General features: G+C 36.9%; 25 protein-coding genes. 21 read left to right on the forward strand and 4 right to left on the reverse strand.

The annotated features are described in order from the left end of the window. Positions 1–17: 17 nt before the first annotated feature. On the forward strand, positions 18–1,802 hold the full coding sequence (locus tag ACQ5H4_RS02970) for an ABC transporter ATP-binding protein (RefSeq protein ID WP_430773550.1): 1,785 nt from the start codon (positions 18–20) through the stop codon (positions 1,800–1,802). Positions 1,803–1,847: 45 nt separating this feature from the next. On the opposite strand, the gene ACQ5H4_RS02975 is transcribed toward ACQ5H4_RS02970, so the two are convergent. Next, complete coding sequence (locus tag ACQ5H4_RS02975) at positions 1,848–2,288, reverse strand: DUF5392 family protein (RefSeq protein WP_430773496.1); 441 nt, start codon at positions 2,286–2,288, stop codon at positions 1,848–1,850. A 284-nt stretch (positions 2,289–2,572) separates the two neighbouring features. Between ACQ5H4_RS02975 and ACQ5H4_RS02980 the strand changes: the two genes are divergently transcribed. From ACQ5H4_RS02980 to ACQ5H4_RS03020, 9 genes are all read left to right on the forward strand, one after another. Beyond that, entirely contained in the window at positions 2,573–3,139 is a 567-nt protein-coding gene (locus ACQ5H4_RS02980) for a GNAT family N-acetyltransferase (protein ID WP_430773497.1), read from the forward strand. A gap of 174 nt (positions 3,140–3,313) precedes the next feature. Next, positions 3,314–4,270 carry a siderophore ABC transporter substrate-binding protein gene (locus ACQ5H4_RS02985; protein ID WP_430773498.1) on the forward strand — a complete coding sequence of 319 codons (957 nt, stop codon included), beginning with the start codon at positions 3,314–3,316 and terminating at the stop codon, positions 4,268–4,270. A gap of 463 nt (positions 4,271–4,733) precedes the next feature. Further along, complete coding sequence (locus ACQ5H4_RS02990; protein ID WP_430773499.1) at positions 4,734–5,195, forward strand: MarR family winged helix-turn-helix transcriptional regulator; 462 nt, start codon at positions 4,734–4,736, stop codon at positions 5,193–5,195. A gap of 124 nt (positions 5,196–5,319) precedes the next feature. Then, positions 5,320–7,053, forward strand: coding sequence for an ABC transporter ATP-binding protein (locus ACQ5H4_RS02995; RefSeq protein WP_430773500.1), 1,734 nt, complete (start codon positions 5,320–5,322; stop codon positions 7,051–7,053). Then, complete coding sequence (locus tag ACQ5H4_RS03000; RefSeq protein ID WP_430773501.1) at positions 7,046–8,887, forward strand: ABC transporter ATP-binding protein; 1,842 nt, start codon at positions 7,046–7,048, stop codon at positions 8,885–8,887. Before ACQ5H4_RS02995 ends, ACQ5H4_RS03000 begins: the two co-directional genes overlap by 8 nt. A 27-nt stretch (positions 8,888–8,914) precedes the next feature. Then, the gene (locus tag ACQ5H4_RS03005) at positions 8,915–9,400 is read left to right on the forward strand and encodes a nitroreductase family protein (RefSeq protein ID WP_430773502.1); all 486 of its coding nucleotides are present in this window, start codon (positions 8,915–8,917) and stop codon (positions 9,398–9,400) included. 143 nt (positions 9,401–9,543) lie between these two features. Further along, complete coding sequence (fbp, locus tag ACQ5H4_RS03010) at positions 9,544–11,475, forward strand: fructose-1,6-bisphosphatase (protein WP_430773503.1); 1,932 nt, start codon at positions 9,544–9,546, stop codon at positions 11,473–11,475. 113 nt (positions 11,476–11,588) lie between these two features. Continuing rightward, positions 11,589–13,430: a carbohydrate-binding domain-containing protein gene (locus ACQ5H4_RS03015; RefSeq protein ID WP_430773504.1), complete on the forward strand. Its 1,842-nt coding sequence runs from the start codon at positions 11,589–11,591 to the stop codon at positions 13,428–13,430. A 144-nt stretch (positions 13,431–13,574) separates the two neighbouring features. Next, positions 13,575–14,081, forward strand: a complete 507-nt coding sequence (locus ACQ5H4_RS03020; protein ID WP_430773551.1) for a M15 family metallopeptidase — start codon at positions 13,575–13,577, stop codon at positions 14,079–14,081. Between the two features lie 102 nt (positions 14,082–14,183). Here the strand turns inward: ACQ5H4_RS03020 and ACQ5H4_RS03025 are convergent, their stop codons facing one another. Continuing rightward, positions 14,184–14,810, reverse strand: a complete 627-nt coding sequence (locus ACQ5H4_RS03025) for a metal-dependent hydrolase (protein WP_430773505.1) — start codon at positions 14,808–14,810, stop codon at positions 14,184–14,186. Positions 14,811–14,996: 186 nt separating this feature from the next. Between ACQ5H4_RS03025 and ACQ5H4_RS03030 the strand changes: the two genes are divergently transcribed. The 7 genes from ACQ5H4_RS03030 (at position 14,997) to gerQ (ending at position 20,657) form a co-directional block, all read left to right on the forward strand. Then, positions 14,997–15,875, forward strand: coding sequence for an aldose 1-epimerase family protein (locus ACQ5H4_RS03030; RefSeq protein WP_430773506.1), 879 nt, complete (start codon positions 14,997–14,999; stop codon positions 15,873–15,875). Between the two features lie 537 nt (positions 15,876–16,412). Beyond that, positions 16,413–16,973, forward strand: coding sequence for an HPP family protein (locus tag ACQ5H4_RS03035; protein ID WP_430773507.1), 561 nt, complete (start codon positions 16,413–16,415; stop codon positions 16,971–16,973). Between the two features lie 173 nt (positions 16,974–17,146). Next, the gene (gene hprK, locus ACQ5H4_RS03040) at positions 17,147–18,064 is read left to right on the forward strand and encodes an HPr(Ser) kinase/phosphatase (protein ID WP_430773508.1); all 918 of its coding nucleotides are present in this window, start codon (positions 17,147–17,149) and stop codon (positions 18,062–18,064) included. Between the two features lie 171 nt (positions 18,065–18,235). Continuing rightward, positions 18,236–18,970: a LytS/YhcK type 5TM receptor domain-containing protein gene (locus ACQ5H4_RS03045; protein WP_430773509.1), complete on the forward strand. Its 735-nt coding sequence runs from the start codon at positions 18,236–18,238 to the stop codon at positions 18,968–18,970. A gap of 154 nt (positions 18,971–19,124) precedes the next feature. Continuing rightward, positions 19,125–19,481 carry an ATP-binding protein gene (locus ACQ5H4_RS03050; RefSeq protein ID WP_430773510.1) on the forward strand — a complete coding sequence of 119 codons (357 nt, stop codon included), beginning with the start codon at positions 19,125–19,127 and terminating at the stop codon, positions 19,479–19,481. A gap of 185 nt (positions 19,482–19,666) precedes the next feature. After that, positions 19,667–20,143: a cell wall hydrolase gene (locus tag ACQ5H4_RS03055; RefSeq protein ID WP_119708566.1), complete on the forward strand. Its 477-nt coding sequence runs from the start codon at positions 19,667–19,669 to the stop codon at positions 20,141–20,143. Positions 20,144–20,165: 22 nt separating this feature from the next. Then, positions 20,166–20,657, forward strand: a complete 492-nt coding sequence (gerQ, locus tag ACQ5H4_RS03060; RefSeq protein WP_430773511.1) for a spore coat protein GerQ — start codon at positions 20,166–20,168, stop codon at positions 20,655–20,657. A gap of 76 nt (positions 20,658–20,733) precedes the next feature. On the opposite strand, the gene yidA is transcribed toward gerQ, so the two are convergent. Beyond that, positions 20,734–21,540, reverse strand: a complete 807-nt coding sequence (yidA, locus tag ACQ5H4_RS03065) for a sugar-phosphatase (protein WP_430773512.1) — start codon at positions 21,538–21,540, stop codon at positions 20,734–20,736. A 205-nt stretch (positions 21,541–21,745) separates the two neighbouring features. After that, on the reverse strand, positions 21,746–22,291 hold the full coding sequence (locus ACQ5H4_RS03070; protein WP_430773513.1) for a TetR/AcrR family transcriptional regulator: 546 nt from the start codon (positions 22,289–22,291) through the stop codon (positions 21,746–21,748). A gap of 348 nt (positions 22,292–22,639) precedes the next feature. Here ACQ5H4_RS03070 and ACQ5H4_RS03075 point away from each other — a divergent pair, with 348 nt between their 5' ends. The 4 genes from ACQ5H4_RS03075 (at position 22,640) to ACQ5H4_RS03090 (ending at position 26,450) form a co-directional block, all read left to right on the forward strand. Further along, positions 22,640–23,800: an MFS transporter gene (locus ACQ5H4_RS03075; RefSeq protein ID WP_430773514.1), complete on the forward strand. Its 1,161-nt coding sequence runs from the start codon at positions 22,640–22,642 to the stop codon at positions 23,798–23,800. A 66-nt stretch (positions 23,801–23,866) separates the two neighbouring features. Beyond that, on the forward strand, positions 23,867–24,841 hold the full coding sequence (locus ACQ5H4_RS03080) for an aldo/keto reductase (RefSeq protein WP_430773515.1): 975 nt from the start codon (positions 23,867–23,869) through the stop codon (positions 24,839–24,841). A gap of 163 nt (positions 24,842–25,004) precedes the next feature. Then, positions 25,005–25,484, forward strand: coding sequence for a hypothetical protein (locus tag ACQ5H4_RS03085; RefSeq protein WP_430773516.1), 480 nt, complete (start codon positions 25,005–25,007; stop codon positions 25,482–25,484). A gap of 216 nt (positions 25,485–25,700) precedes the next feature. Further along, on the forward strand, positions 25,701–26,450 hold the full coding sequence (locus ACQ5H4_RS03090; protein ID WP_430773517.1) for a YwaF family protein: 750 nt from the start codon (positions 25,701–25,703) through the stop codon (positions 26,448–26,450). The last annotated feature ends 20 nt before the right edge of the window (positions 26,451–26,470 follow it).

Genomic DNA, 26,470 nt, shown 5'->3' on the forward strand with positions numbered 1-26,470 from the left:
ATCATAAAACTAATGCCATGAAACATCCTCAACATGGGGGACCACCCCCTTCAAATGGGATCAATAAAGCCTCCTTAAAACAGCTCATATCGTATTGTAAAGCATATATACCTATTATTTCTGTTGCCTTAGTCCTTGCTATGCTAGGTTCACTTTTCAATATCGTTGGACCAGAACTGCTTAGTCAAATTACAGATTTCATTACAGAGGGCTTGATGACCAAAATTGATCTTGATGCTGTGGTTAAAATCGCAACGATTCTTGCTTTTCTCTATGGGTTATCGTTTATATTCAACTACATCCAAGGGTATATTATGGCCACTGTCACTCAGAAAGTGTCAAAAAAATTACGTGCAGAGATTTCAACGAAAATCAATAGATTACCACTAAAGTATTTTGACTCAACAAGTACAGGAGATGTCCTTAGCCGTGTAACTAATGATGTTGACATGATTGGACAAACGATGAATCAGAGTTTAAGTACATTGGTCTCAGCTATTACCATGTTTGTTGGGTCACTGATTATGATGTTTTACACGAACTGGATTATGGCTCTTTCAGCTGTACTTTCTACCATTTTAGGGTTTGCGCTCATGACGTTCATCATTTCAAAATCTCAAAAATACTTTGCCCAGCAGCAAAAAGAGCTAGGGAAATTGAATGGTCATATTGAAGAAATTTATACGGGACATCATGTAGTGAAAGTATATAACGGAGAGAAAGAAGCCAAGGAAACGTTCCGTGAAATTAACACACGCCTATACAATAGCGCATGGAAATCTCAATTCATGTCTGGTCTAATGATGCCGCTCATGATGTTTGTCGGGAACTTCGGATATGTGGTGGTGTGTATAGTCGGAGCTGTGCTTGCCGTTAATGGTAGTATCTCATTTGGGGTGATTGTTGCCTTTATGATTTACATTCGTCTCTTCACGCAGCCACTATCACAGCTTGCACAAGCAGCCACAAATCTTCAGTCCACAACTGCTGCGAGTGAACGTGTATTTGAATTTCTTGGAGAAGAAGAACTGGCAAATGAAGGTGGAAAGACACTAAGACTGGAAAGTGCAAAAGGTGATGTGGAGTTTAAGCATGTTAGCTTTGGTTATAATCAAGATAAAATGGTTATTAAGGACTTTTCAGCAAAGGCAAATGCAGGGCGAAAAGTGGCAATTGTCGGCCCTACAGGTGCAGGGAAGACCACTTTGATTAATCTATTGATGCGTTTTTATGAAGTGAACAGTGGGGAAATCTTAATCGACGGTGTTCCAACAAGAAACCTCACACGACAAAATATCCATGAACTATTCTGTATGGTACTTCAAGATACATGGTTGTTTGAAGGAACGATACGAGAAAATATTGTTTACTCTCGAAAAGGAGTTTCTATTGATCAGGTAGAGGAAGCCTGCAAAGCAGTAGGTTTACATCACTTTATTACAACCCTTCCTAATGGGTATGACACAGTACTTGATGATAAAGCGAATCTTTCTGCGGGACAAAAACAGTTAATTACCATCGCTCGTGCCATGGTTGAGGATGCTCCGTTGCTGATACTCGATGAAGCAACAAGTTCTGTTGATACACGTACAGAATTATTGATTCAAGAGGCAATGGATAAGCTGACTGTGGGCAAAACTTCATTTGTTATTGCACACAGACTTTCAACAATTAAAAATGCAGACTTAATTCTTGTAATGAAGGATGGAGACATTATTGAAAGTGGGAAGCATCAAGAACTGCTTTTGAAAAATGGATTTTATGCGAATTTATATAATAGTCAGTTTGAGGATGCATCTTAATAATTTAAACACCCTGAAGATCCATATCTCCAGGGTGTTTATTTATTATTGAAGCATATGCTTTCTCTGATTTTCTTCCATTAAGAATTGAATAAAATGGTTAATCGCATGAGCGTTTGGCTGTTCTTTTATAAGAGTAATATATTCTTTCTTATGGTAATCAGTGGCAACTTCACTATTGTTAATTCGATCAATAATATATGCCGAACTTTGCTTCTGAATTTCTTTTTGATGGAATCTTAGCTCCCGAAATAAAGCGAATCCAAGTGCACCAATTATGGCGTAGATGAGGATGGTTGGAATGGTTTCCTGAGTAATCTCGCCGAAAAATAATGTATAACCAAGATTGAATAGTGATACCCAAATTAAGGGCATGGTCCATAACGCATATCTAGATACCTTCTTCATTAAGGGAGAAAGTTTTTCCTGCATGAGTTCGATTTCTCTTTTAATATAATGGGGCATTTCCTTCGTGAAAAGGTTCATATTTTTTTTCTTCCTTTCCCTTGATTTGTTAGATGAAAAACAAAAAGACCTTTACCAAAATAAATTGGTAAAGGTCTTGCTAACAACAGTAGTTGCCAACAAAGCCGAGAGCCAGCTGCTCCGTAATGACGACCTTGTTGTAAAAGCTACTCCCCTTTAGGAAGTATGAAATTTATAATTTTATTATAGGGAAAACAGGTATTTCTGTCAATTTTGAACCATGATTCGTTTTGTCTAAAAATGGTATAATGATGAAAAGAAATAACTGATAAGGGTGGGGAACTATGTCTATAGACATTCATACATTTCCAAATCTTGAAACGGATAGATTAGTATTGAGAAAAATGACAAAAGACGATGCGAGCGATATATTTAGCTACCTTTCTGATAAAGAAGTAATGAAATATTATGGATTGGAACCCTTTAAAACCATCAATGAGGCATTGGACGAGATATCATGGTATCAATCCCTTGAAAAAAACCATACTGGATTAAGATGGGGAATTACGTTAAAAGAAAAAGGAATAATTATAGGTAGTTGTGGTTTTCATAACTTTGCTTCTCAACATTTCCGTACAAAGATTGGATTTGAATTGAGTAGAGATTACTGGGGAAAAGGAATAGCAGGCGAGGCATTAAAAGCGATCATCTCCTATGGTTTTCAACAATTTGGATTTCAAAGGATAGAAGCTTTAATTGAACCTCCTAACCTATTATCCCAAAGATTAGTGGAGAAACAGGGATTTATTAGAGAAGGATTACTGAGAAAATATGAATATACTCGCGGGAAATTTGATGATTTATATATGTATTCATTGTTGAAGGAGGAATTCTCTAAATCAGAATTATGACTTATCCATCCTTTGTGGAGTGGACTGCATTAGGGCAGTCCTATTTTTTTTATTTAAAAATAAATCTAGTTGAAAAACATTCTCAATTACTGTTGACATTATTTGTTTATCAATATAAGATTGTAAATGTGAAAATGATAATCATTATCAATACATAAAAGGAGACAAGAAAAAATGAAAAAATTAGGTTTATTTTCTCTTATTTTCACCATGCTGTTTTTACTAGCTGCGTGTGGCAGTTCGGAGGAAGCGAGTACAAGTGGAAGTACAGAAGAGAAAAAAGAAGAAGAATTAAAGGAAGTTACGTTCACACATGAATACGGAGAAGTAACACTTGAGAAAAATCCAGAGAAAGTAGTTGTTTTTGACTTTGGGATATTAGATGCATTAGATGCATTAGGTGTAGAGGTAGCCGGACTTCCGCAAGCCATTGTACCTGAAAGTCTAGAAAAGTATAAAGGTTCCGAATATACAAATGTAGGTAGTTTAAAAGAACCTGACTTTGAAGCCATCCATGAATTACAGCCAGATGTGATTTTTATTTCAGGAAGACAAGCTGAGTTATATGATCAATTTGCTGAGATTGCCCCAACAATTTTTGTTGATGTTGATTATGCGAATTACATTACTTCTCTTGAAGAAAACTTCAACCTTGTAGCTGAACTGTTTGAAAAAGAGGATATTTTAGAAACTAAAATGGAAGAGCTACAAGCAAGTATTGATGAGGTAAATAAAAAAGCATCAGCATTGGATAGTAAAGCACTGATATTATTAGCTAACGAAGGAAAAGTAAGTGCGTATGGACCAGGTTCACGATACGGATTCGTTCATGATGTGTTTGGCTTTAAGGCAGTAGATGAAAATATAGAGGTCTCTCAGCACGGTCAAAGCATAACGTTTGAATACATTCTCGAGAAAAATCCAGATGTAATTTTTGTTATTGACCGCTCTGCAGCTGTCGGTGGAGAAGTAGGAGCGAAAGAAACAATCGAAAACGAGCTAGTCAAGAAAACAAACGCTTATAAAAATGGAAAGATTATATACCTAGATGCAGTTAACTGGTATATTGCTGGGAACGGTATTACATCTACACAAGCAATGACGGAAGAAGTAAAAGCAGCACTAGAATAGTAAGGAACGCCGGGACAAATGTTCCGGTTTTGTTTGTTTGAAAAATAAACGGTGAAATTCCGCTTAACTAGGGAAATACCCATATTTCCCTAAAAATAAAGGGAGCTTTTCCGTTTATATGATCCAAATCTTTGGATTTTGTCTTATTTAGAGCAGTTAGTCGGAATATCTCCGCTTATATCTGCTTTCAAAGCCTCCACAATATACATTAGCAGGAAATTATCCGCTTATGAATATGAATTCTATCCTTTAATAGAAAGCAAAGCAGTACCGTCTTCACTTCTAGAAAGCATTCAAAGATGTTATAACAAACGACAATTATTTTAAGTAGAAGAGTTTATGAGAAAATATCTTCAAGTCAAAAGTGTTACGCCATTTTCGTGTACCTAAGGAGGTGTAGCAAGCGTTTTTATTGACAGATATTTAGGGTCGCTATATTATTTAAATATGAGGTGACTAAATAATGGAATCAGAGGAAAAACAATTAGAGCAATTTGTAGATAGTGTTCAAGCAATTGGTCGACACATGAAGAGGAGTCAAAGGAATAATCAAGAAGGAACCGAGATTACGAAGACACAGTGGATGATTTTACGTTTTCTAGCCAAACAAGATGGATGTACAATCGGTCAGCTTGCGGATCGGCTAGAAGTTCGTTCGAGTTCCATGTCTCAAATGATTGATCGATTAGAGTTAGCTGGGACGGTTTACCGTGAACCGGATAAAAATGATGCAAGAACACGCATCGTAAAATTAACTGAGGCTGGAAAAGAAATGATTTCTAAAATAAAACATTCCAGAATGGAGATGCTGGCTGGTCCCTTTAATCAGCTAACCCAGGAGGAACAGAACACGCTGGTTGAAATTATGATGAAAATGACAGCGAATCTCAAGCCACATGGTTCACACTGTAGGAAAGAAGACTAGCAGGTTTTATTCGGCTTTAAGCCGGTTAAATAGTTAGGTTCGCTATATAATATAAAATGAAATCGACCAACTCAACGTAGTATTCTTGTATCATTTTTTTTGCCTTGTTAGAGAGAGGTGTTTTATGAGAAAGTTAATGAAATATTTAAAGCCCTATTGGAAAGCAACCATATTGGCACCGTTATTTATGATTATTGAAGTATCTATGGATTTGCTTCAGCCGAAACTGATGGCGGAGATTGTGAATCATGGCGTCTTTAACAATGATTTAGAATTCATATTAAAGACAGGTAGTCTCATGATTCTTGTGGCTTTATTTGGTCTACTTGGTGGCGTAGGCTGTACGGTATTTGCCAGTAAAGCGTCGGTGAACTTTGCTGCTGATGTAAGAAAGGATGTATTTGATAAGGTTCAAACATTTTCGTTTAAGAATTTGGATCAATTTGAAGGTGGATCCTTAATTACACGGTTGACAAACGATATGGTTCAATTACAAATGTTTGTTTTAATGGCCCTTAGAAGTATCCGGTCGCCGCTATTGACCATTGGTAGTGTTATTATGGTTTTTACTATAAGTGTAAAACTGGCGATTATATTTGTTCTAACGATTCCTATTTTATTAGTCGTTTTGTTTTTACTGATCCGTTACGCGTTCCCACTATACTCGACTGTTCAAGAAAAGTTAGATAAGGTGAATAGCGTTCTGCAAGAAAACTTAATGGGGATTCGTGTGGTGAAGGCATTTGTTCGTACTGATTATGAGAATACTCGTTTCAGTCGTACAAACACGGATTATACCGATATGGCTGTGAGAGCGACTCGGCTTGTTTCATTAAACATGCCTGTCATGATGATCATTCTAAATGTTAGCTTAGTCATTATTCTGTGGTTTGGAGCTGGACAGACCTGGAATGGATCCCTCCAAATTGGAGACCTGATTGCCTTCATTAACTACGTGACGCAGGTCTTATCAGCCATCATGATGATTGGAATGATCATGATGAATATCTCTCGTGCAAAGGTGTCAGCCGACCGTGTACAAGAAGTTCTCAACACCGATTCCGATCTAACTGACCATAAGGGTGCTGTATCCCATGTCATTACTAGAGGTGAAGTCAAGTTTGATCACGTTTCTTTTGGTTATTCTGATCGATCGAAGGAAACCGTGTTGAAGGATATTACCTTTTTGGTAGAGGCTGGTCAGACGGTTGCGGTCTTAGGTGCCACAGGCTCAGGTAAATCCACATTGGTAAGTTTAATTCCTAGGTTATACGATGTAACTGCAGGACGAGTGCTCATTGATGGCAAGGATATTCGTAATATGTCATTAGAACATCTTCGAACGCAAATGGGTGTGGTTTTGCAGCAAACCATTTTGTTTAGTGGAACCATTCGAGACAATATTTGTTATGGAATGCCATATGCAACTCAAGAGGATGTGGAGAAAGCGGCAAAAGCGGCCTGTGCACATGATTTTATCATGAGTATGCCAGACGGTTATGATACGATTCTTGGACAAAGAGGGGTTAATCTTTCCGGTGGTCAGAAACAGAGAATTTCTATTGCAAGAGCACTTTTAATTCGTCCGTCTATATTAATTCTTGATGATAGCACGAGTGCGGTTGATTTAGGGACCGAGTCTCGAATACAGAAAGCAATCAAGGAACTTATGGAAGAAAGCACTACTTTTCTGATTGCTCAACGAATTTCCTCTGTATTAGAAGCAGATAAAATTCTTGTCCTCGATGATGGGAAGATTGTGGCGGAAGGAACTCATCAAGAATTAATGTGTCAGAGTGAAGTATATCAGGAAATTTATCGATCTCAATTAGGGAAGGAGGAGGTCGTATATGGCTGAACAGAGAAACCCCCAAATGAGACCACCAATGGGACCGCAAATGGGAATGGGTGGAGGGCCAGGGGCATTTCGAGGGAACATGCCTGTCCAACGAGCATATGATACTAAGAAAACGTTACGGAGAATTTGGTCATATATTGGTAAGCAAAGAAAGGGTCTGATTCTTGTCGTTATTCTCACCATTCTTAGTTCAGCCTTTAATCTAATGGCACCTTATCTCATAGGACTCTCCATTGACCGTTTTATCATACCAAAAGACTATAATGGGTTGTTGTGGCTATGTTTCGCCCTTCTAGGTATCTATGTTTTTAGTTCTCTAGCAACATGGCTTCAATCGTTTTTTATGGCGTCTGTTTCTCAATATACGGTGCTTGATATGCGTAAAGATTTATTCTCTCACCTCCAAAAATTGCCTTTACGTTATTTTGACAGTCGAAGCCACGGGGAAATAATGAGCCGGACAACGAACGATATGGAAAACATTACGAATACATTAAATCAAAGCTTCACATCTCTTATCTCTAGTGTAGTAACATTAATTGGTGCTCTAGCTTTTATGATTCATTTAAATATTTGGCTTACGTTCGTAAGTTTCATAACGATTCCCATAGTTGTGTTTTTAACCTCTAAAATAGCCAAATTTACTCGAACATTCTTTAAAAGCCAACAACAATATTTAGGTGAATTGAACGGCTATATTGAAGAAACGATTTCCGGACAAAAAGTTGTCAAAGTCTTTCACCGTGAGGAAAAAGTGAAAGAGGAATTTCAACAAATTAATGAGAAATTACGTGACTCATCCATTCAAGCGCAAATCTATTCCGGTCTAGTGGGACCGGTCATGAATGTGATGAGAAATATAAGCTTTGCTATCATTGCTGCAGCAGGAGGCTGGATGGCCTATGAGCAAGCCATTACAGTTGGTGTCGTTGTGAGTTTTCTTACGTATTCTAGACAATTTAGTGATCCCATTAATCAATTGGCGAACCAATTTAATATGCTTCAATCAGCGGTAGCAGGTGCAGAACGAGTTTTTGAAATACTAGATGAAGTAACGGAGTTTGAAAATGATCAATCTTCCAAAGAAATAACAAACATGACAGGAGAAGTCATTTTTGATGATGTCTCATTTGGATACAAGAAAGAGTTACCCGTAATAAAAGGTTTATCCTTAAAAGCAAGACCAGGAGAAACTATCGCTTTAGTAGGACCAACGGGAGCTGGAAAAACTACCATTGTGAATCTATTAACCAGATTCTATGAAATCAATCATGGAAAAATAACTATTGATGGGACAAATATTCAAGAGATCAGTAAGGATAGTCTGCGCCGGAAATTAGGGATCGTTCTTCAAGATGCCTATGTCTTTTCAGATACGATCCGAGAAAATATCCGATATGGTAGATTAAAGGCAACTGATGAAGAAATTGAAGAAGCCGCTAAACTAGCTAACGCAGATAGCTTTATTCAAAAGCTACCGATGGGATATGATACAGTTCTTACGGCAGAGGGTGCGAACCTAAGCCAAGGACAACGTCAATTGCTTACGATTGCACGAGCGATTTTAGCAAATCCATCGATATTAATTCTAGATGAAGCAACAAGCAGTATTGATACACGCACCGAAATGCATATTCAAGAAGCGATGAAACAATTAATGAAAGATCGCACGAGTTTTGTCATTGCTCATCGTTTGAGCACCATTCGTGAAGCGAATCAAATTTTAGTTATTAATGGAGGTGAGATTATCGAACAAGGGACTCATAATGAATTAGTGGAGAAAAAAGGATTTTATTATGAGCTTTATACCAGTCAGTTTAAACGTGTAAGTTAATGAACAGAACAAAGGGGAGGAACTACATTGAATATTTTAGAAACTATATATTCTAGACGAAATATCAAAAATTTTAAACCAGATATGGTTGAACCGGAACAAATCAACAAATGGTTAGAAGCAGGAACGATGGCTCCAAATCATAAAATGACTCAGCCATGGGAAGTGTATATGATTGGGTCAGAAACAAGAACAAAATTAAACCATAAAACAAATTTTTGTCATGCACCTGTTGTACTAGCCGTTCTATCCAAACATGGATCCACGGAAATAGAGACATATGAAAATGTTCTTGCCACCGCTTGTTTTGTTCAGAACGTAAATTTAGCTGCTTGGGCAGAAGGCGTAGGGACTTTCTGGTCTTCCATGGGGAATGCAGCTAAAAACCGTGAAATCATGGGTATTCCAGATGGGTACGATTGTATCGGGGTATTTGGCATTGGTTATCCAGAAGAGATTAGTCAACCAAAAGAAAGAACGTCTATACAGGAAAAAATGAAGTATCTTCCATAAAAAATAGTGACTTGAAAGCAGTGGATCCTATAGGGAGATCACTGCTTTTTTATTGAAGAATATAGTTGACTTTGAAATATAGTATTTCCTCTAAATCTATTAAAGTGTAAAATAGTGGTGAACAATGAAAGGGGATACATACCTTGAATCCAAAATACCTAGATTTACTGGCCCAAAAATATGATTGTGAAGAAAAAGTAGTAACGGAAATTATTAATTTAGAAGCGATCCTTAATCTTCCAAAGGGAACAGAACATTTTGTTAGTGATTTGCATGGGGAGTATCAAGCTTTTCAGCATGTATTAAGAAATGGATCGGGAAATGTAAAGGAAAAAATAAAAGACCTGTTTCAAGATGTTTTAACTGAAAAAGAAATGAATGAGTTTGCTACATTAATATATTATCCAGAAGAAAAATTACAGTTAGTTAAAAATACTTTTAGAAGTGATCAAGAAGTTAACCAATGGTATATAGTCATCATCTATCGTATGATAAAGCTCATATCATATGCCTCATCCAAATATACACGTTCGAAATTACGTAAAGCATTGCCCAATCAGTTTGTTTACATAATTGAAGAATTACTTTATAAAGCAGATGATTCCAACAATAAGGAACAATATTATACGAAGATTGTTCAACAAATTACTTCCTTAGGTCAGGCAGAAAAGCTCATAATTGGTCTAGCTTATACTACTCAAAGATTGGTAGTTGACCATCTTCATGTAGTTGGGGATATTTATGACCGTGGACCTGAACCAGATAAAATTATGGAAACTCTCATCAATTATCATTCTGTTGATATTCAATGGGGAAATCATGATGTTCTATGGCTAGGTGCATTCGCTGGTTCAAAGGTTTGTCTCGCTAATATTATACGTATCTGTGCTCGGTATGATAATTTGGATATTATTGAAGATGTTTATGGAATCAATCTTAGACCGCTTCTTAATCTGGCGGAGAAATACTATAATGACAATCCCGCTTTTAGACCAAAGGTACATTCAGATAAGAAACTATCAGAACATGAACGACTACAAATTACAAAAATTCATCAAGCCATTTCCATGATTCAGTTTAAACTAGAGATGCCGATCATAAAGAGACGCCCGAACTTTAATATGTCAGAGAGACTTTTGCTCGAGAAAATTGATTATGACAGAAATGAAATTACCATCCATGGGAAAACATACCAACTGGAAAACAGCTGCTTTGCTACAGTGAATCCAGAACAACCCGATCAATTATTAGAGGAAGAAGCTCAAGTGATCGAAAGACTGTTATTTTCTGTCCAGCATTCGGAAAAGTTAGCAAGACATATGAATTTTCTAATGAAAAAAGGCAGTCTTTATTTGAGATATAACGGAAACTTATTAATCCATGGCTGTATTCCTTTAGATGAAGAAGGACATATGGAGAAAATGGTGATTGAGAATAAAACCTATGCTGGTCGGGAATTACTGGATAAATTTGAACATTATTTACGTCATTCTTTTGCAAATCCTGAAGAGACAGATGATCTGGCGACAGATATGGTCTGGTATTTATGGACAGGAGAGTACTCCTCTCTCTTTGGAAAAAGAGCCATGACAACCTTTGAGCGATACTTCATTAAAGATAAGGAAACCCATAAAGAGAAAAAGAACCCATACTACTATTTACGTGAAAACGAGGACATATGCCGTAAAATTCTAGCCGAGTTTGGTCTGAATCCCGATCAAGGTCATATTATCAATGGCCATACACCAGTAAAAGAAATCGAAGGAGAAAATCCAATTAAAGCAAATGGTAAAATGCTTGTCATAGATGGAGGATTTTCCAAAGCGTATCAATCAACAACAGGGATAGCGGGTTACACGTTATTATATAATTCGTACGGTATGCAGCTGGTGGCTCATAAGCAATTTAATTCAAAACAAGATGTTCTATGTAATGGAACAGATGTTCTATCAGTAAAAAGATTGGTAGATAAAGAGCTCGAAAGAAAAAAGGTAAGAGAAACAAATGTGGGAGAAGAGTTATTACAGGAAATATCTATTTTGAATAGTTTGCGAGAATATCGATATATGAAATAAGCCGGGACAGTGAATTAAACTGTCCTGTTTTTTTACATAAACTTTCTATCTTTAAGGTTTTGTTAAGGTTGATATAACATAATAGGCTCAACAAGAAAAAAAGGAGCCGAATAATGAAAAAAAATAATAGATTTACAAAGTGGATGGCACCATTGGTATGTGCAACCTTGTTATTTGCTTGTAGCAATAGTGAGGAGTCAGTTACTTCAACATCAACTAGTACCGCATCTGGAGTAAATATTGACACATTAAGTACGATTGGTGATGGGAATATACAAACAGTTGTAAGTGAGCTAGCTACATACAGCGATGATGATCTTTATACAGAGTGGAAAGATGAGGACCCAACGTATATTCAATTAAATGGGACAACAGCCTCCTATGAAGGAGCAGGAGCTGTGGTTGTGTCTGAAAGTACGATTTACATCCGTACGGGTGGGGTCTATGTTCTAAGTGGAACATTAGATGATGGTCAAATCATTGTGGAAGCGGAGGATAAAAGTACCGTTCGACTTGTCTTAAATGGAGTAGACATTCATAGCAGTACTTCCGCTCCCATTTATGTGAAGGATGCTGAAAAGACGGTGATATCGTTACCGGAGGGGACAGAGAATACAATTTCTGATGGAACGCAATATGTATACGATGATACAGAAGAAGAGGAACCCAATTCAGCTATTTTTAGTAAAGATCATTTAACCATTAATGGTGATGGTAAGCTTTATGTAGAGGCGAACTTTAATGATGGAATAATTGGAAAAGATGAATTAAGAATTACAGGTGGCAATATTGAGGTTACGGCTGAAGATGATGCGATTGTTGGACGAGACTTAGTAGCTGTTCAAGATGGGAATTTGACACTTACAGCCGGCGGTGATGGAATCAAATCAACAAATGATGAAGATGCTGAAAAAGGAAATATTGCCCTTGAAGGTGGAACATATAACATTGTAGCAGACAATGACGGGATCCAAGCTCAAACTTCCCTGTATGTATTAGATGGAGATTATACCATTGCAACGGGTGGTGGAAGTCCTGAAACAATTGGAATAAATGAGTTTGCTAGTGGAGGACACTCCGATGACTCCACAACCACTACAGAAACAACGAGCTCAAAAGGTCTGAAGGCAACAACAGAGCTTGCAATTGGTGGAGGAACATTTACGATTGATTCATATGATGATGCCATTCACAGTGGCAATAGTGTTTTATTCGAAGCTGGGGAACTTACAATCGCATCCGGAGATGATGGGATTCACGCCGATTCTTCGGTAGTAACTAAAGGTGGAAATCTTACAATTACAAAGACTTATGAAGGAATCGAAAGTAAAATTGTTGCGATTGCGGGTGGTACAATCGACATTACTTCTGCTGATGATGGACTAAATGTGGGTGGTGGAGCTGACTCCTCAGGAGAGAACATGGTGGAAAGTACTACAGAGGATCATCTTATTCAGATTACAGGCGGATATGTATCTGTAAATTCACTGGGAGATGGACTGGATTCCAACGGATCATTTGTTATGACGGATGGTACAGTTGTTGTGAATGGACCAACGGATGATGGAAATGGTCAAATAGACTATGTGGAGACGTTTGAAATAACGGGAGGAGTATTAGTAGCAGCTGGAAGTACGAAAACACAAACTAGCTCCGAGACGTCTGGTCAATATTCAATTATGATGACATATCCAGAAACGCAGGCGGCAGGAACAATGGTACATCTAGAAGATAGTGAAGGAAACACGATCGCCACATTTGCACCAGAAAAAGATTATCAGTCCCTATATATTAGTTCACCGGACTTAGCAAAAGATTCTAGCTATACATTATATTCAGGAGGTTCTTCAACAGGAACGGAAACGAATGGTTTATTCACTGACAGCGATTATAGCGATGGCACTATCGTAGTAGATTTTACAATCTCAGATGTGATGACAAGGCTGAATGGGTAAAACAAGAGGGTGAAGTCACCCTCTTGTCGATTTTTAATTTCTATGAAAAAATGAAACTATTCATACTCTCGAACGTCTATATACTGTATGATCTACTTTTTGAAAGGAAAGGCAGCCATGAAAAGTTTTTGGATGTTCATTTGCATGATTCTGATTGCAATTATTATATACTACCAATATATAAAAAAAGAAGATGTCCCATTACCAACCACTCTTCATCCAGTAGTAGAAGAACGGACAAATCAGCTCATTCAAAATATGGCGGATCAAGGAATTACGGTCGTTATTACGGATGGCTTCCGCAGTGTGGAGGAACAAAATGGACTCTATGAACAAGGTCGTACGACAGCAGGTAGTATTGTTACGTATGCAAAGGGTGGAGAGTCACTTCATAATTTTGGACTTGCAGTCGACTTTGCTCTAAAGACAGAAGCAGGACAGGTTATTTGGGATATGGAGTTTGATGGAAATGGAAATGGATCGGCAGATTGGATGGAAGTGGTTGAAAGGGCTAAGGAACTTGGATTTGAATGGGGAGGAGATTGGAATGGATTCGAAGATTACCCCCATCTACAACTAGATTTTGGTCTAAGTCTTAATGAATTGCAAAGAGGTGAAAGACCAACAGAAGAGGCACTGACAGCCTATTAATCAACCGTACCTGAGTTTATTAAAAGTAATAGAAAACTAGCCGATTACCTTATTTTGGTGATCGGCGTTTTTTTTCCTTCATATTATTGCCAAAGTGCGGATTTATATTTCCTTGGATGAAAGTGGTAAAAACATCTTTACTCCTCGTTTATTAAACGGAAGTAATTTTAAGTCTCCAATCAAATGACTAATGTAACCGCCTAGACAAGCATAGAACACTCCCTCAATTCTAATTGAGGACTCAAAAAGGGAAGCAATAAAGCCAAAGAAAGCCACTCCAACTAATGAATGGGTATAGCTTCGATGCGAAGATACAGATGCTATCATAATATAAATACCCAATAAAATGACCCAAAGCTCCTCTATAGAAAATCCACCTACAAATACAGCTATTCCAGTAATAGTTAACATATGTTTTTGCCTAATTAATGATGAGATCAACATGATCATTAAACCGATACCTACTCCTAACCATCTCTCAATCTCTGACTTCTCAAAGAAACTATAGATAACCATCATTATTCCAATGATTAGAGCAGATAGCCGAATCACTTTATGTGAAAGGGTAATTTTACCACGAAGCTTTCCGTCAATATCCAGGTCTGGGATTAAACCTGAAATTCCTCCCAAACCGACTAACAAAAGTGTTGCAGTCGGTGATGTTTGTAATGAATTTGCGACGACAAATCCTGTTGCTGAACCTACTGCTGCATGCAATGTACCATTCAATTCTTCCACCTCTATAAATCTATTATGTAGTAAATCAAAACACTTTGTATATTCTACTACAAAACATCTGTTCTGTTTAGGGAAAAATTATTATTGGTATCAAATCACTAAGCCTTTCTTTTTGGGAGTGAGTCTTTTAGTATAGAATTTATACATATCAGACTAGAAAGAAGAGGGAATGAGAATATGATTACTGTTGAAAATGAATGGTTGAAGGTAGATATAGACAGTCATGGAGCAGAAGTGCGTAAAGTAAAGCATAAGAAAAATGGACTAGATTATATGTGGACAGGGGACAACAAATACTGGGGAAGAGTGTCTCCAGTATTGTTTCCGATCGTAGGACGATTAAAAGATGATCAATATCAAATCGATGGTCAAACGTATAAGATGTCACAACATGGTTTTTTACGTGACGTTGAATTTAATGTACTAGAGCAGACAGCAACAAATGCTACGTTTATTTTTGAATCGGCTGGACGTTTTAGAGAGGTGTATCCTTATGAGTTTAAAGCGATTATCCGGTATATGCTTGAGGACGACTCACTGATTGTACATTGGGAAATTGTGAATGAAAATGAGAAGGAAATGCATTTTTCTATTGGTGCTCATCCTGCATTTAAGATTCCTCTATTAGAAAATGAAACCATTGAGGATTACCGTCTACACTTTACTCCTGCTGAAGATAAGAGTGTAATGGAATATGAGTTGCAGAACTCTTTGCTTCACGAGAAAGGGAGTGTTAATGATATTGAAATGCTGCCATTAACGAATTCATTATTTGCGCATGACGCTCTCGTATTCAGCAATATTGACAAGATTACATTGGTATCAAATAAATCCAGTCATGGTGTAGAAGTTATGTTTGAAAATTTTCCGTTTGTTGGAATTTGGTCAAAATATATCGATGAAGATGGCAGTATTGCACCATTTGTATGCATAGAGCCTTGGTACGGGGTGGCCGATACATATGATACATCAGGGAACTTTAGTGAAAAGATTGGTAATAATATGCTTGAACCAGGAAATACTTTCCATACTGAGTATTCAATGAGATTTAAATAATAGACAATTTAATTTAAACATGAAAGAACTCTTACATTTTTAGGAGTTCTTTCATTTTATCTATTACGTTATTAATCAATAACCTTTTCCGAGCGGTTTTAGTAACCAGAATGTTAGTGTTAAAGAGAATGCTGTAAAACCTGAAGAATAAGCAAGCTTCAAAAGCAAGAACAGTCATTACCATTGATGGAGCTATATGCATTAATGGGTGACGGTAACATAATCGAAGGAGAATTACCGGAAGAGCAACGTGGAAGTGAAGAATATTTAACGAACAATCCTCAATATAACAAATATGATTTCATTTCTGATAAATAACCTAAAAGTTCATATTTACAAAAAAAAGTCAAGGAGAAGAAATCCTTGGCTTTTTTTTGTAAATATGTCCCCGCCTTCTTAAACTAATTCTAATTGAGATTATAGTAATGTTCTTCAATGGGGCTAACATTTTTAAAAAAAGTATTTAAAAATTCATAGTATTCCTAAAAGATATAAACATGATATTATTAGATAATTTAGATAGTATAGGGGAATTCAATGAATACTTTACAAAAGTCGAATGATCATATAAAAAATCCATCGTTAGAACGATTAATTGTTTACTTTAATAAAATAAAAGGTGAAACGAGAAAAGAGTCTAAGTTTGATTATTTAGACTCTATCATAAGTGTTGTAGGGGTCTTTCTCGCTGTTAGTATCATTTGTATTTTAGCTTTTTCCTCAAATTATTCTATGGTAATAGGTCCTTTAGGAGCAAGTTGTATTTTAGTATTCGCGGCGCATAACGGTCCTTTATCTCAACCGAGGCAAGTAATTGGGGGGTACATACTTTCCACTGTTACGGGGATTCTCATATGGAGTATATTTGGAAAGAGTCTGTTTATCATAATACTTTCCTTAGTTATTGTACTAATTTTAATGGCTATTACAAAAACCATTCACCCACCCGCAGCAGCTAGTGCGCTAGTTGCGATTAACTTTGAAACAGGATGGGGATATCTTATTCCAGTTTTCATAGGCATCTTTTTACTAGTATTTGTTTCCATGGTATATAATAATCTATTTCCAAAGAGACAATACCCAAAATACTGGCTGTAAACAAATGATAGTAATATTGGAAAAGTAGGTATGTCCGTAGATTTAATCTACGGTTTTTTCTTTTACAGCTATTAGTGTCACTTGTGTTTTAGATAGTCTTTGGATATATACATTGATATAATATTATATATTCTTTCATAGAACGTATTTAAGGAATGAAAGGGAGATAGAATGTGAAAATTTTAACGGTTGAAGATTTGGTTCGAAAATTTTCATTAAAAATACTAACAGGGGAAAATAAATTAAAGCAACAAATAAAACAATCAAGATCCCACCGTCCCGGCTTGGAATTTGTTGGTCATTTTGATTTTTTTCCGACGGAACGTGTTCAAATTCTTGGTAGAAAAGAAATTACATATTTGCACAAATTGAGTTTAGAGGAACGTCAGATGCGTATAGGTAATATTGTAAAATACCATCCACCCTGCTTTATCGTTACTGCTGGACAGGAGGGGCTAACTTATTTAACTCAGTATTGCCTTGAAGAGGGAATTCCGTTGTTATGTACAAATGAGCCTCAGCCTACTTCTGAATTTATCACAAATCTTGATGATTATATGCTAAAAGCATTAGCTCCAGCAATAGCAGTACACGGGGTTTGTATCAATGTATATGGAATGGGCATTTTACTTCGGGGAAATTCAGGTGTCGGTAAAAGCGAAACGGCACATACGATGATTGGTAGGGGTCACAGGCTTGTGGCTGATGATATTGTTGTATTGAAAAAACTCAGTCCACGTACGATTCTAGGAACCCATGATGGAAAAACAAAAGAGTTCCTAGCTCTACGGAGTATCGGGCTTCTAAATGTGGTCCGCTTATATGGCAGAAAAGCTTTTCAAGATGAGACGAGGATTGCACTTGATATAGAACTGACAAAATGGCAGAAGAATTCACTCAATAATGAGTTGGATCACGAAGCCAAATACACCGAATATATGGGAGTACAAATTCCCCATATAGAGATTCAGCTTCAACCGGGTCGGGATGTGGCTGGTCTAATTGAAGCAGCGGCAAATAACTGGCTTCTGAAACAGCAAGGATACAGTGCAGCGGAGGAGTTTATACAACGGTTAGAGTCTGATATTTAGCTGATATAATATTCTTTGTAATTAGTGGCATTAATCATTACGATTAATGTCCTTTTTTTAGTTTTTGTATAAAAATTTTACAGAAATACTGTACTTTAGGGGAAATGGGTCGATAATGATAATATAAATATCTCAAATTCAGAATGATTATACATAAGAAAGGTCACAAAGATGAGTATTATAAAAGATTTTTTGTTTCAACTCACGCTTATGGTAATACCCATATTTATCTACTATACATTTATTACAGAAAAGGTAAAAAGTGCTAAAAATAAAAACATCATAATGACTGTTTTGTGGGGAATATCAATTATATTTTGCATGTCCTTTCCAGTGGATTTTGGTGAAAATGCTCGTTTGGAGTTAAGAATCATTCCTCATTTAATTGGGACGTTATATGGTGGATTTTGGCCAGGAATCTTCTTATCTGTCTTAATTGTACTTTTTCGCTTGTCCTTTGGCATCAGTATAGGATTTTACAATACGATTCTTGTTTTATTTTTATCACTTCCTGTAATATTTTATTTTCAAAGAAGGTTTTCACGTTCGAAAAAGGACAAAAGGGTTAATATTGCGGTGGGTCTTTCCTTTTACTACTGTCTTATCGGTCTTACTATTTTCGGTATTTTAAGAGGTTTTTCCTATGATTATCTAAAAGTACAGATTGTTCATCTTATTTTTGTAGTAGTTGTTACTTGGTTCTTCACAATGTTAATAGAAACAATCAGGGAGATTCACCAGCTTCGTCTAGAGGTGCAAAATACGGAAAAATTACGAGTAATAAGTGAGTTAACAAGTGTTTTTGCTCATGAAATCAGAAATCCAATGCAAGTTACACGTGGTTTTTTACAACTTCTTAACGAAGGCGAATTGCCTAAAGAAAAATTATATCAAAATATCAATTGAAGAATTAGATTGTGCAAATGAAATTATTGATGATTTTTTATCCTTTGGAAAACCCTCAATCAATAACATTGAAAAAATCGAAGTAGGGTATCAGATAGAACGTGTAGTAAATATCATTCGAAGTTACAGCATAAATCACAATGTTGTGGTTAAAATGGATATTCTTACTAACTGTTATATTTATGCTAATCCTCAAAAACTGAACCAGTCGTTGATTAATATTTTGAAAAATGCTGTAGAGTCTATGCCGAATGGGGGAACGGTTTGGGTTAGCTGTACTCCAACAGATGATGGATATATAAAGATTATCATTAAGGATCAAGGAATTGGTATGACAAAAAAACAAATAGACAGACTTGGATCTCCGTTTTACTCCTTAAAGGAAAAGGGAACAGGATTAGGTATGATGGTAAGTTTTCAAATAATCCGGTCTTTCAAAGGAAAAATAAAAGTAAATAGTGTACAAGATAAGGGAACAGAATTTATCATTTTATTACCGCAAATTATATAGAAAGTATTTTATAAGATTATAAAATATTGCTGAGCAAAAGCCTTAATTATAAGGTTTTTTTCTTTTGAATAATTTGGTGAGTGATTATGTTGGTAATTATAATTTATAAAATATAGGCAGATAGGCAAGCTACCAAACCCAGCTTCGGTTAATAAATTAATTGTATAAGCCGAAGGAGTGAGAAAATGGGCAGACGAATTAAGCATAATTCACGTGACGTGGAAGAGTTGGCAAGGCTCATGTTGGCTGAAGCGATTGGAGAAGGTGTTCAAGGCATGAACAAGGTGGGAACGGTTGTGGCCAATCGAGTTGAGGCCAACTGTGCTCCTGATTTCAAAAACCTACGTAATATCAGGCATGCCATTTATCAAACGATACCTGGAACTGGGGTCCCTCATTTCGAACCCGTCTTAAATGGATCATTGTATACACAACGGCCCAGTGAAGAAGACCTCCAAAGAGCTAGGAATTTGTTGCATGGACATAGGGAACCTCGTGCCAGAATGAATTTGTGGTTTTATAACCCAAGTCCCGGGAAAAAGTTTCGAGCACCTTGTGGCGCTACTATGCCTAGATCACCTATGACGAAATTTGATTTTGCGTACCGAAATCATTGCTTCTATGTCGCTGTACCGGGTTACTGCACAGAGTTTTATAGATAAAATTTTTAGGAGTTGATTTTTTATGTCTTGTCAAGATTTTAATTATTATCCCATGAACTACTATTCTAGTTTTTATCCTTCTTCTATGACCAGGGAAAGTGGCACACAACCTGCTGGCTTCCCAGCGGCTATGGCTATGCCTACTGGCTTCCCGGCGGGCATGCCTTCTGGACCAACGTATTCTGTCCCAGTGGTTCCGATGGGGACTGGACAGCAGCTTGTGGCAGGAGCGGTGGAGGAATCATTTATCGAAAATATAATACGCTATAACAAAGGTAAAATTGGAACTTTTTACTTTACTTACCAAGGTAATAGCAAATGGAACGCGATGGTTTACCACGGGCGAGTAGAAACAGCTGGTCGTGACCATATCATCATAAGTGATCCAACAAGCGGCAAACGCTACTTGCTCATGATGGCAAATCTTGATTGGGTGGAATTTGATGAAGAAATTAACTATCCTTTTCCAACAATCTCTCCAGAAGTTCAGGCGTCTCTTACATCTACGGACTGAGTTTGTAAAACCAATTAAAACCCGCTTAATCCTTATTCGGAAAAGCGGGTTTTCGTTATATTAAAGCCTTTCTATATTATGTATTTAATATTAATTGTTCAATCGCATAGGCGACTCCATGCTCATTGTTGGATCGTGTATGAAATTGAGCGATTTCTTTGACACTTTCCTCGGCATTACCCATTGCAACGCCACAACCTGCATACTCAATCATTGTTAAATCATTCTCGCCATCTCCAATACAGATGACTTCTTCACGAGATATACCTAATTTATCAGCAAGAAGCTTTATGGCATTTCCTTTACTTACACTTGGGTGTAAAATTTCATAAAAATAGGGAGCACTGCGCACCATCGTATATTTTTCCTTAAGAGTTGCTGGGATTGTAGCTATCGTTTTTTCTAAACGCTCAGGTTCTCCCACAAACATTACTTTCGGTATTAAGATGTCTGATCGAATTTCTTCAATTTCACGATAGTGCAAAGGCACACCATTTACAAATGATTCCACAACGGTAAATGGACTAATGTCTTTATTGGGAGTATATATTCTTTGTGAATCAAAGAAATGCATGGATGTATGGAGTTCCTGACTGACTCCATAAAGTGTCATTAAGTCATCATGTGTTAAAGAAATTTCTGACGCCACTTCCTTTGTTTCGGAATGTTGAACGAGTGCGCCATTAAATGTCACGACATATTGGTCATGAAGGTCTAACTCTTCTATGAACCCATGAACTCCTCCGATAGGTCTCCCTGTACAAATGACCACTTTGACTCCTTTTCGCTTAGCTGCTTGGATTGCCTCATTTACTTCCTTTGTTACCTCTTTACGATCATTGATTAAGGTTCCATCGATATCAATTGCAAGCAATTTATACATGTTTATTGATCCACTCCATTATTAGGTATTTACCTTATGGTAGCACAAAAAAATAGGATGTAGGAATTTCACAAACAATAGAGCATGTTTGAAGGGGCACTAATGTGAAGGCATTCTTTTGCTTAAGTTAAATCTTGCATCCTTATTAATGTCAGCGGTAGTGTCAACCACGCGGGATCACGAGTGTTTTTATTATATCGTTTGCTTATAAATTTCGTTCTAATAATTTTCCCACTTGTTCTGCCATCACTTCCGGGGAATACGGCATTCCATTTTTGAACCACCATTCTACTATCCCTACGTATGAAGTAACAATAAATTGTAGAATAATATCTTTATTTACATCGGAATTTACTCCAGTTATAGCATCTACTTCATCAGTAAATTCCTCAATAAGGAATTCAATGAATTGCTTACGAAACGAAGGAGCCCCTTTACTTGCTAACATGGTAGAAAAAAACAAATAATTATTTCCTAGATATTTAAACCACGGTAAATTTGCTTCTCCGTATTCTAAATTAGATGCAGATTCGCACAGCTCCCGTAGCTTATTAATATGTTCTTCAATTAGTTTTTCCAATAGATCATATTTATCAACATAATGAAGGTAAATAGTTCCTCGGCTTACATTTGCCTTATCAGATATATCCTGAATTGTAATATCATCAAAATTTTTTTCTGACATTAATTGAATAACTGCATTTTTAATAGCTTCTCGGGATTTAAGTATTCTTCTATCGATTTTACTCATTATATGTTCACCAACTTTAATAAATTATCTTTAATTATAAACAAATGTCTAATAATGTAACATGATTTATTTAAAGATATTGAACAAAAATCAACCATTTGTTTATTAATTTACAAACCCCTTTGTTTTGACAATTGAAAGTGCTTTCCAATTATATATAATTGGAAACATGAGACACGGGTTGTAACTGATAAATCAGGCAAAACCGTTACCTTAAAAAGGGTAAGGTTTTGCTTTTTCTATTAGTAGAGGTGATAAAGTGAAGATTCATAATGGCTTTGTATTGAAGACTCAGGAGAGAAGAATCAGTCGCTTCTATTTAACTAGTAATCTAGGGGGAATGACAACATGGAACGATTATGGACGAAGCCATTTATTTTAATGACCGTAAGTATGCTTTTCCTTTTTACTGGGTTTTATATGCTTCTACCAACACTGCCGCTGTTTATTAAACACATTGGGGGAAGTGAAAGTCAGGTGGGTCTGGTAGTGGGTGCGTTTATGCTATCTGCTGTTATTCTTAGACCAATCATCGGAGGGCTATTAGATCGTTACGGTAGGCGACCATTTATTTTATGGGGTCTTCTAATTTTTACATTGGCTATGTATTTCTATAGCTGGGTTGGTGGAGTTTTTGTTTTACTAGGCCTACGGATCTTACAAGGATTTAGTTGGGCCGTTTCAACCACTGCCATTTTTACCGCCATTACAGATATCATACCTTCTACACGAAGAGGGGAAGGAATGGGCTGGTTCAGCACAGCTATGACCCTCGCCATGGCAATTGGGCCAATGTGCGGAATATGGATTACACAAAACATATCCTATCAAGCGTTGTTTTTCATCTCAGTCGTTCTTTCTGTAGTTGCGCTATTGTTGATGTTCGGTGCTAAAATACCTTTCCAACCGAAGAAAACGGGGATGCAAAAAATAGAGCTTTTTGAAAAATCAGTCCTACCTATTACTATCTGTGTCTTCTTTTTAAATGTTGCCTATGGTGGGATTACAGCTTTCGTCCCTTTATATACGAATTCTCTTGCCGTTAATTCTGGTGCCTTTTTTATGGTGTATGCTGCAACTCTTGTTCTTAGTCGCCCTATTGCAGGAAAACTTTCGGACCAACATGGAGAGAAGTTTGTGATTATTCCAGCTCTTGGTATGACAATTATAGCGCTCATCTCCTTGAGTCTAGCGGAAGGGTTAATTGGAATACTCGTTTCAGCTGTTTTATACGGGATAGGTTTCGGTTCGGCATCGCCTGCTTTACAAGCAGCCACCGTACGTCTTGCTCGTCCAGATCGTAAAGCCATAGCTAATGCTTCTTTGCTTACTGCAACGGATCTAGGTATTGGACTTGGATCAATTATGATGGGATGGATATCGCAGTACACAAGTTATTCAGTACTTTTCATCGTTAGTGCCGTGTCTGTAGGGTGTGCATTGGTAGTCTTTAGATTTTATGTGAATAGGTTGGTACAGAAAAATAGGGATCTTGATGCCGCTGTTTAAAATAGGATGTAGCACCCACAATTGGTCTTAACCCTTAGATGATATTTTGGAAGTGAGGAAGATAAAATGGATTATGTAAAACTTGGAAATACTGGTTTGGATGTGTCTCGACTTTGTCTTGGATGTATGAGTTTTGGTGAACCGGATCAAGGATATCCTGCTTGGACATTAAATGAAGAGAATAGTCGTCCCATTATTAAAAAAGCTCTTGTTTTAGGAATTAACTTTTTTGATACAGCAAACTATTATTCAAATGGAACGAGCGAGGAAATTGTTGGGCGTGTATTAAAGGATTATGCAAATCGGGACGAAATAGTTATCACAACCAAACTTTATTTCCCGATGTCTGACGGTCCTAATAGTAAAGGTCTTTCTCGAAAAGCAATTATGAGGGAGATTGATCATAGCCTTAAGAGACTAGGAACAGACTACGTAGATCTATATCAAATTCACCGTTGGGATTATAACACCCCTATTGAGGAAACGATGGAAGCTTTACATGATGTGGTTAAGGCTGGGAAGGTAAGATATATTGGTGCTTCATCGATGTTTGCATGGCAATTTTTAAAGGCGTTACATGTAGCTGGAAAAAATGGATGGACTCGTTTTGTATCCATGGAAAATCAACTAAACCTTTTGTATCGTGAAGAGGAAAGGGAGATGCTTCCGCTATGTAAAGAAGAAAAGATCGCTGTAATACCGTGGAGCCCGCTTGCAGGCGGGAAATTGACTAGAAATTGGGAAGATAAAACGGTTCGATCTGAAAAAGGCAGTACGAAGAGTACTTTTTACAATGAAGATACAGATCGTTTAATTGTTGAAAGAGTGGCAGAGTTGGCCGTGAAACATGAAGTTCCACGTGCACATATCGCACTTGCCTGGGTACTGCAGAAGGAGCCTGTAACCGCTCCAATCGTTGGTGCTACGAAGTTGTCTCACCTAGAAGATGCGGTAGCTGCTCTTTTGATTAAGTTGACACCTGAAGAAATTGCTTATTTAGAAGAGCCGTACGTACCACATCAAATTGTTGGTTTTAAGTAATAGTATATAAATTGAAACCCCTGAGTCTCTTAAATAGAGGTTCAGGGGTTTCGTGGTTCCATTTTTTGATATCGCTGTCATTAAATAAATAGATTTTTTTTTGAAAAATACCTAACCATTTGCCACATTTCCCTATATATCATCTATGAGAGGAATTTAATAGATGAAAGGACTGTGGTTTAAAATGGAAAAATATAGAATGGTACGAACTGATTTTTGGAAGAACCCGATTGTCTCTGAGGAGATGACGCCAGAGGACAAATACTTTTACCTGTATCTAATTACCAATCCAGATACGACACGAATTGGAATCTATAAAATTACGAAAAAGCAAATGGCTTTTGATTTGGGCTACTCCATCGAAAGTGTGCATTCATTAATGGAACGATTCTCCGTACCTCACCAATTGATTCGTTACAATCCTGAAACTAGAGAACTAGCCATTAAGAATTGGGGAAAATATAATCTCCAAAGAGGTGGGAAACCCGTGATGGATTTTATTTATTCCGAATTAAAAGAAGTTGAGGATCACTCGCTCATTCAATTTGTGTCACAGTCCATTAAAAACCAGAAATCTTTAGCCTATATATATGAATCCTTTTATAAACAAGCAGAGAGATATTCTAATGAGAAAGACAGTTAAGACGAAACAGATACATATGTAGATATAGTATGTGAAGATTAAGACGATACGTCCCTGGGTCATGATACGATACGTGGGGAAAATAAAAAAAGAAAAAAGAAAAAAGAAAAACAACAACAAAAAGCTTTTAGTACATTTGGTTAAGAATTATTATATAACTCGAAATCACTAATATTTGGAAGGAAGTATACTACTTAGTGAAATAGGAGGGGGCTTATGGAAACATTCTTTGGTCATTATGGCAACCCATTTGAAATGTATTCGCTCCAGCATGGTGTGGCGCTTTTGTTTATTATATTGGTCTTAGGTACAGTCATTTGGTTCCGAGCACATTTACGTAAACCCGGGTGGAACCGTAAATTTCGTTACGGATTAGCATTGCTTATGCTCCTATTGCATGGTGGTTTACATTTATGGTACATCACTACCGGCAATTGGACAGCAGAGCAATCGCTTCCGTTTCATCTATGTACATTAACCCTACTTTTATCGATCTTACTGCTGTTTTTTCGTAATTTCTACTTGTATGAATTCGTCTTTTTTGCAGGAACCCTTGGTGCGATGCAAGCGTTATTAACCCCAGTGCTTGATGTTGCTTTTCCGCATTTTTGGTATTTTTACTTTTTTATCGGACACGGGGGAATCTTGTTAACGGCGCTTTTTATGACTGCAGTAGAAAGTTTTAGACCGACTTGGACATCAGTTGCAAGGACGATGCTATGGTTAAATGTTCTAATGGTGTTTGTGATCCCGGTAAATGCATTAACAGGAGCAAATTATATGTTTCTTGCAAGAAAACCTGACACTGTATCTTTGCTTGATTTTCTTGGACCATGGCCTTGGTATATTATTTCACTTGAGATAGTTGCACTCGTTTTATGTATATTGCTTTATTTGCCTTTTATATTATTTAAACGATGGAAGCTGTCAGGAAAATTAAATAACACAAGAAGGGTTAGGATATAAGTAGATCCTCAGCGTTTATA

Origin of the sequence: Bacillus coreaensis, from assembly GCF_050586445.1 — a bacterium.
In the GTDB taxonomy this organism is placed as follows: Bacteria; Bacillota; Bacilli; order Bacillales; family Cytobacillaceae; genus Robertmurraya_A; species Robertmurraya_A coreaensis.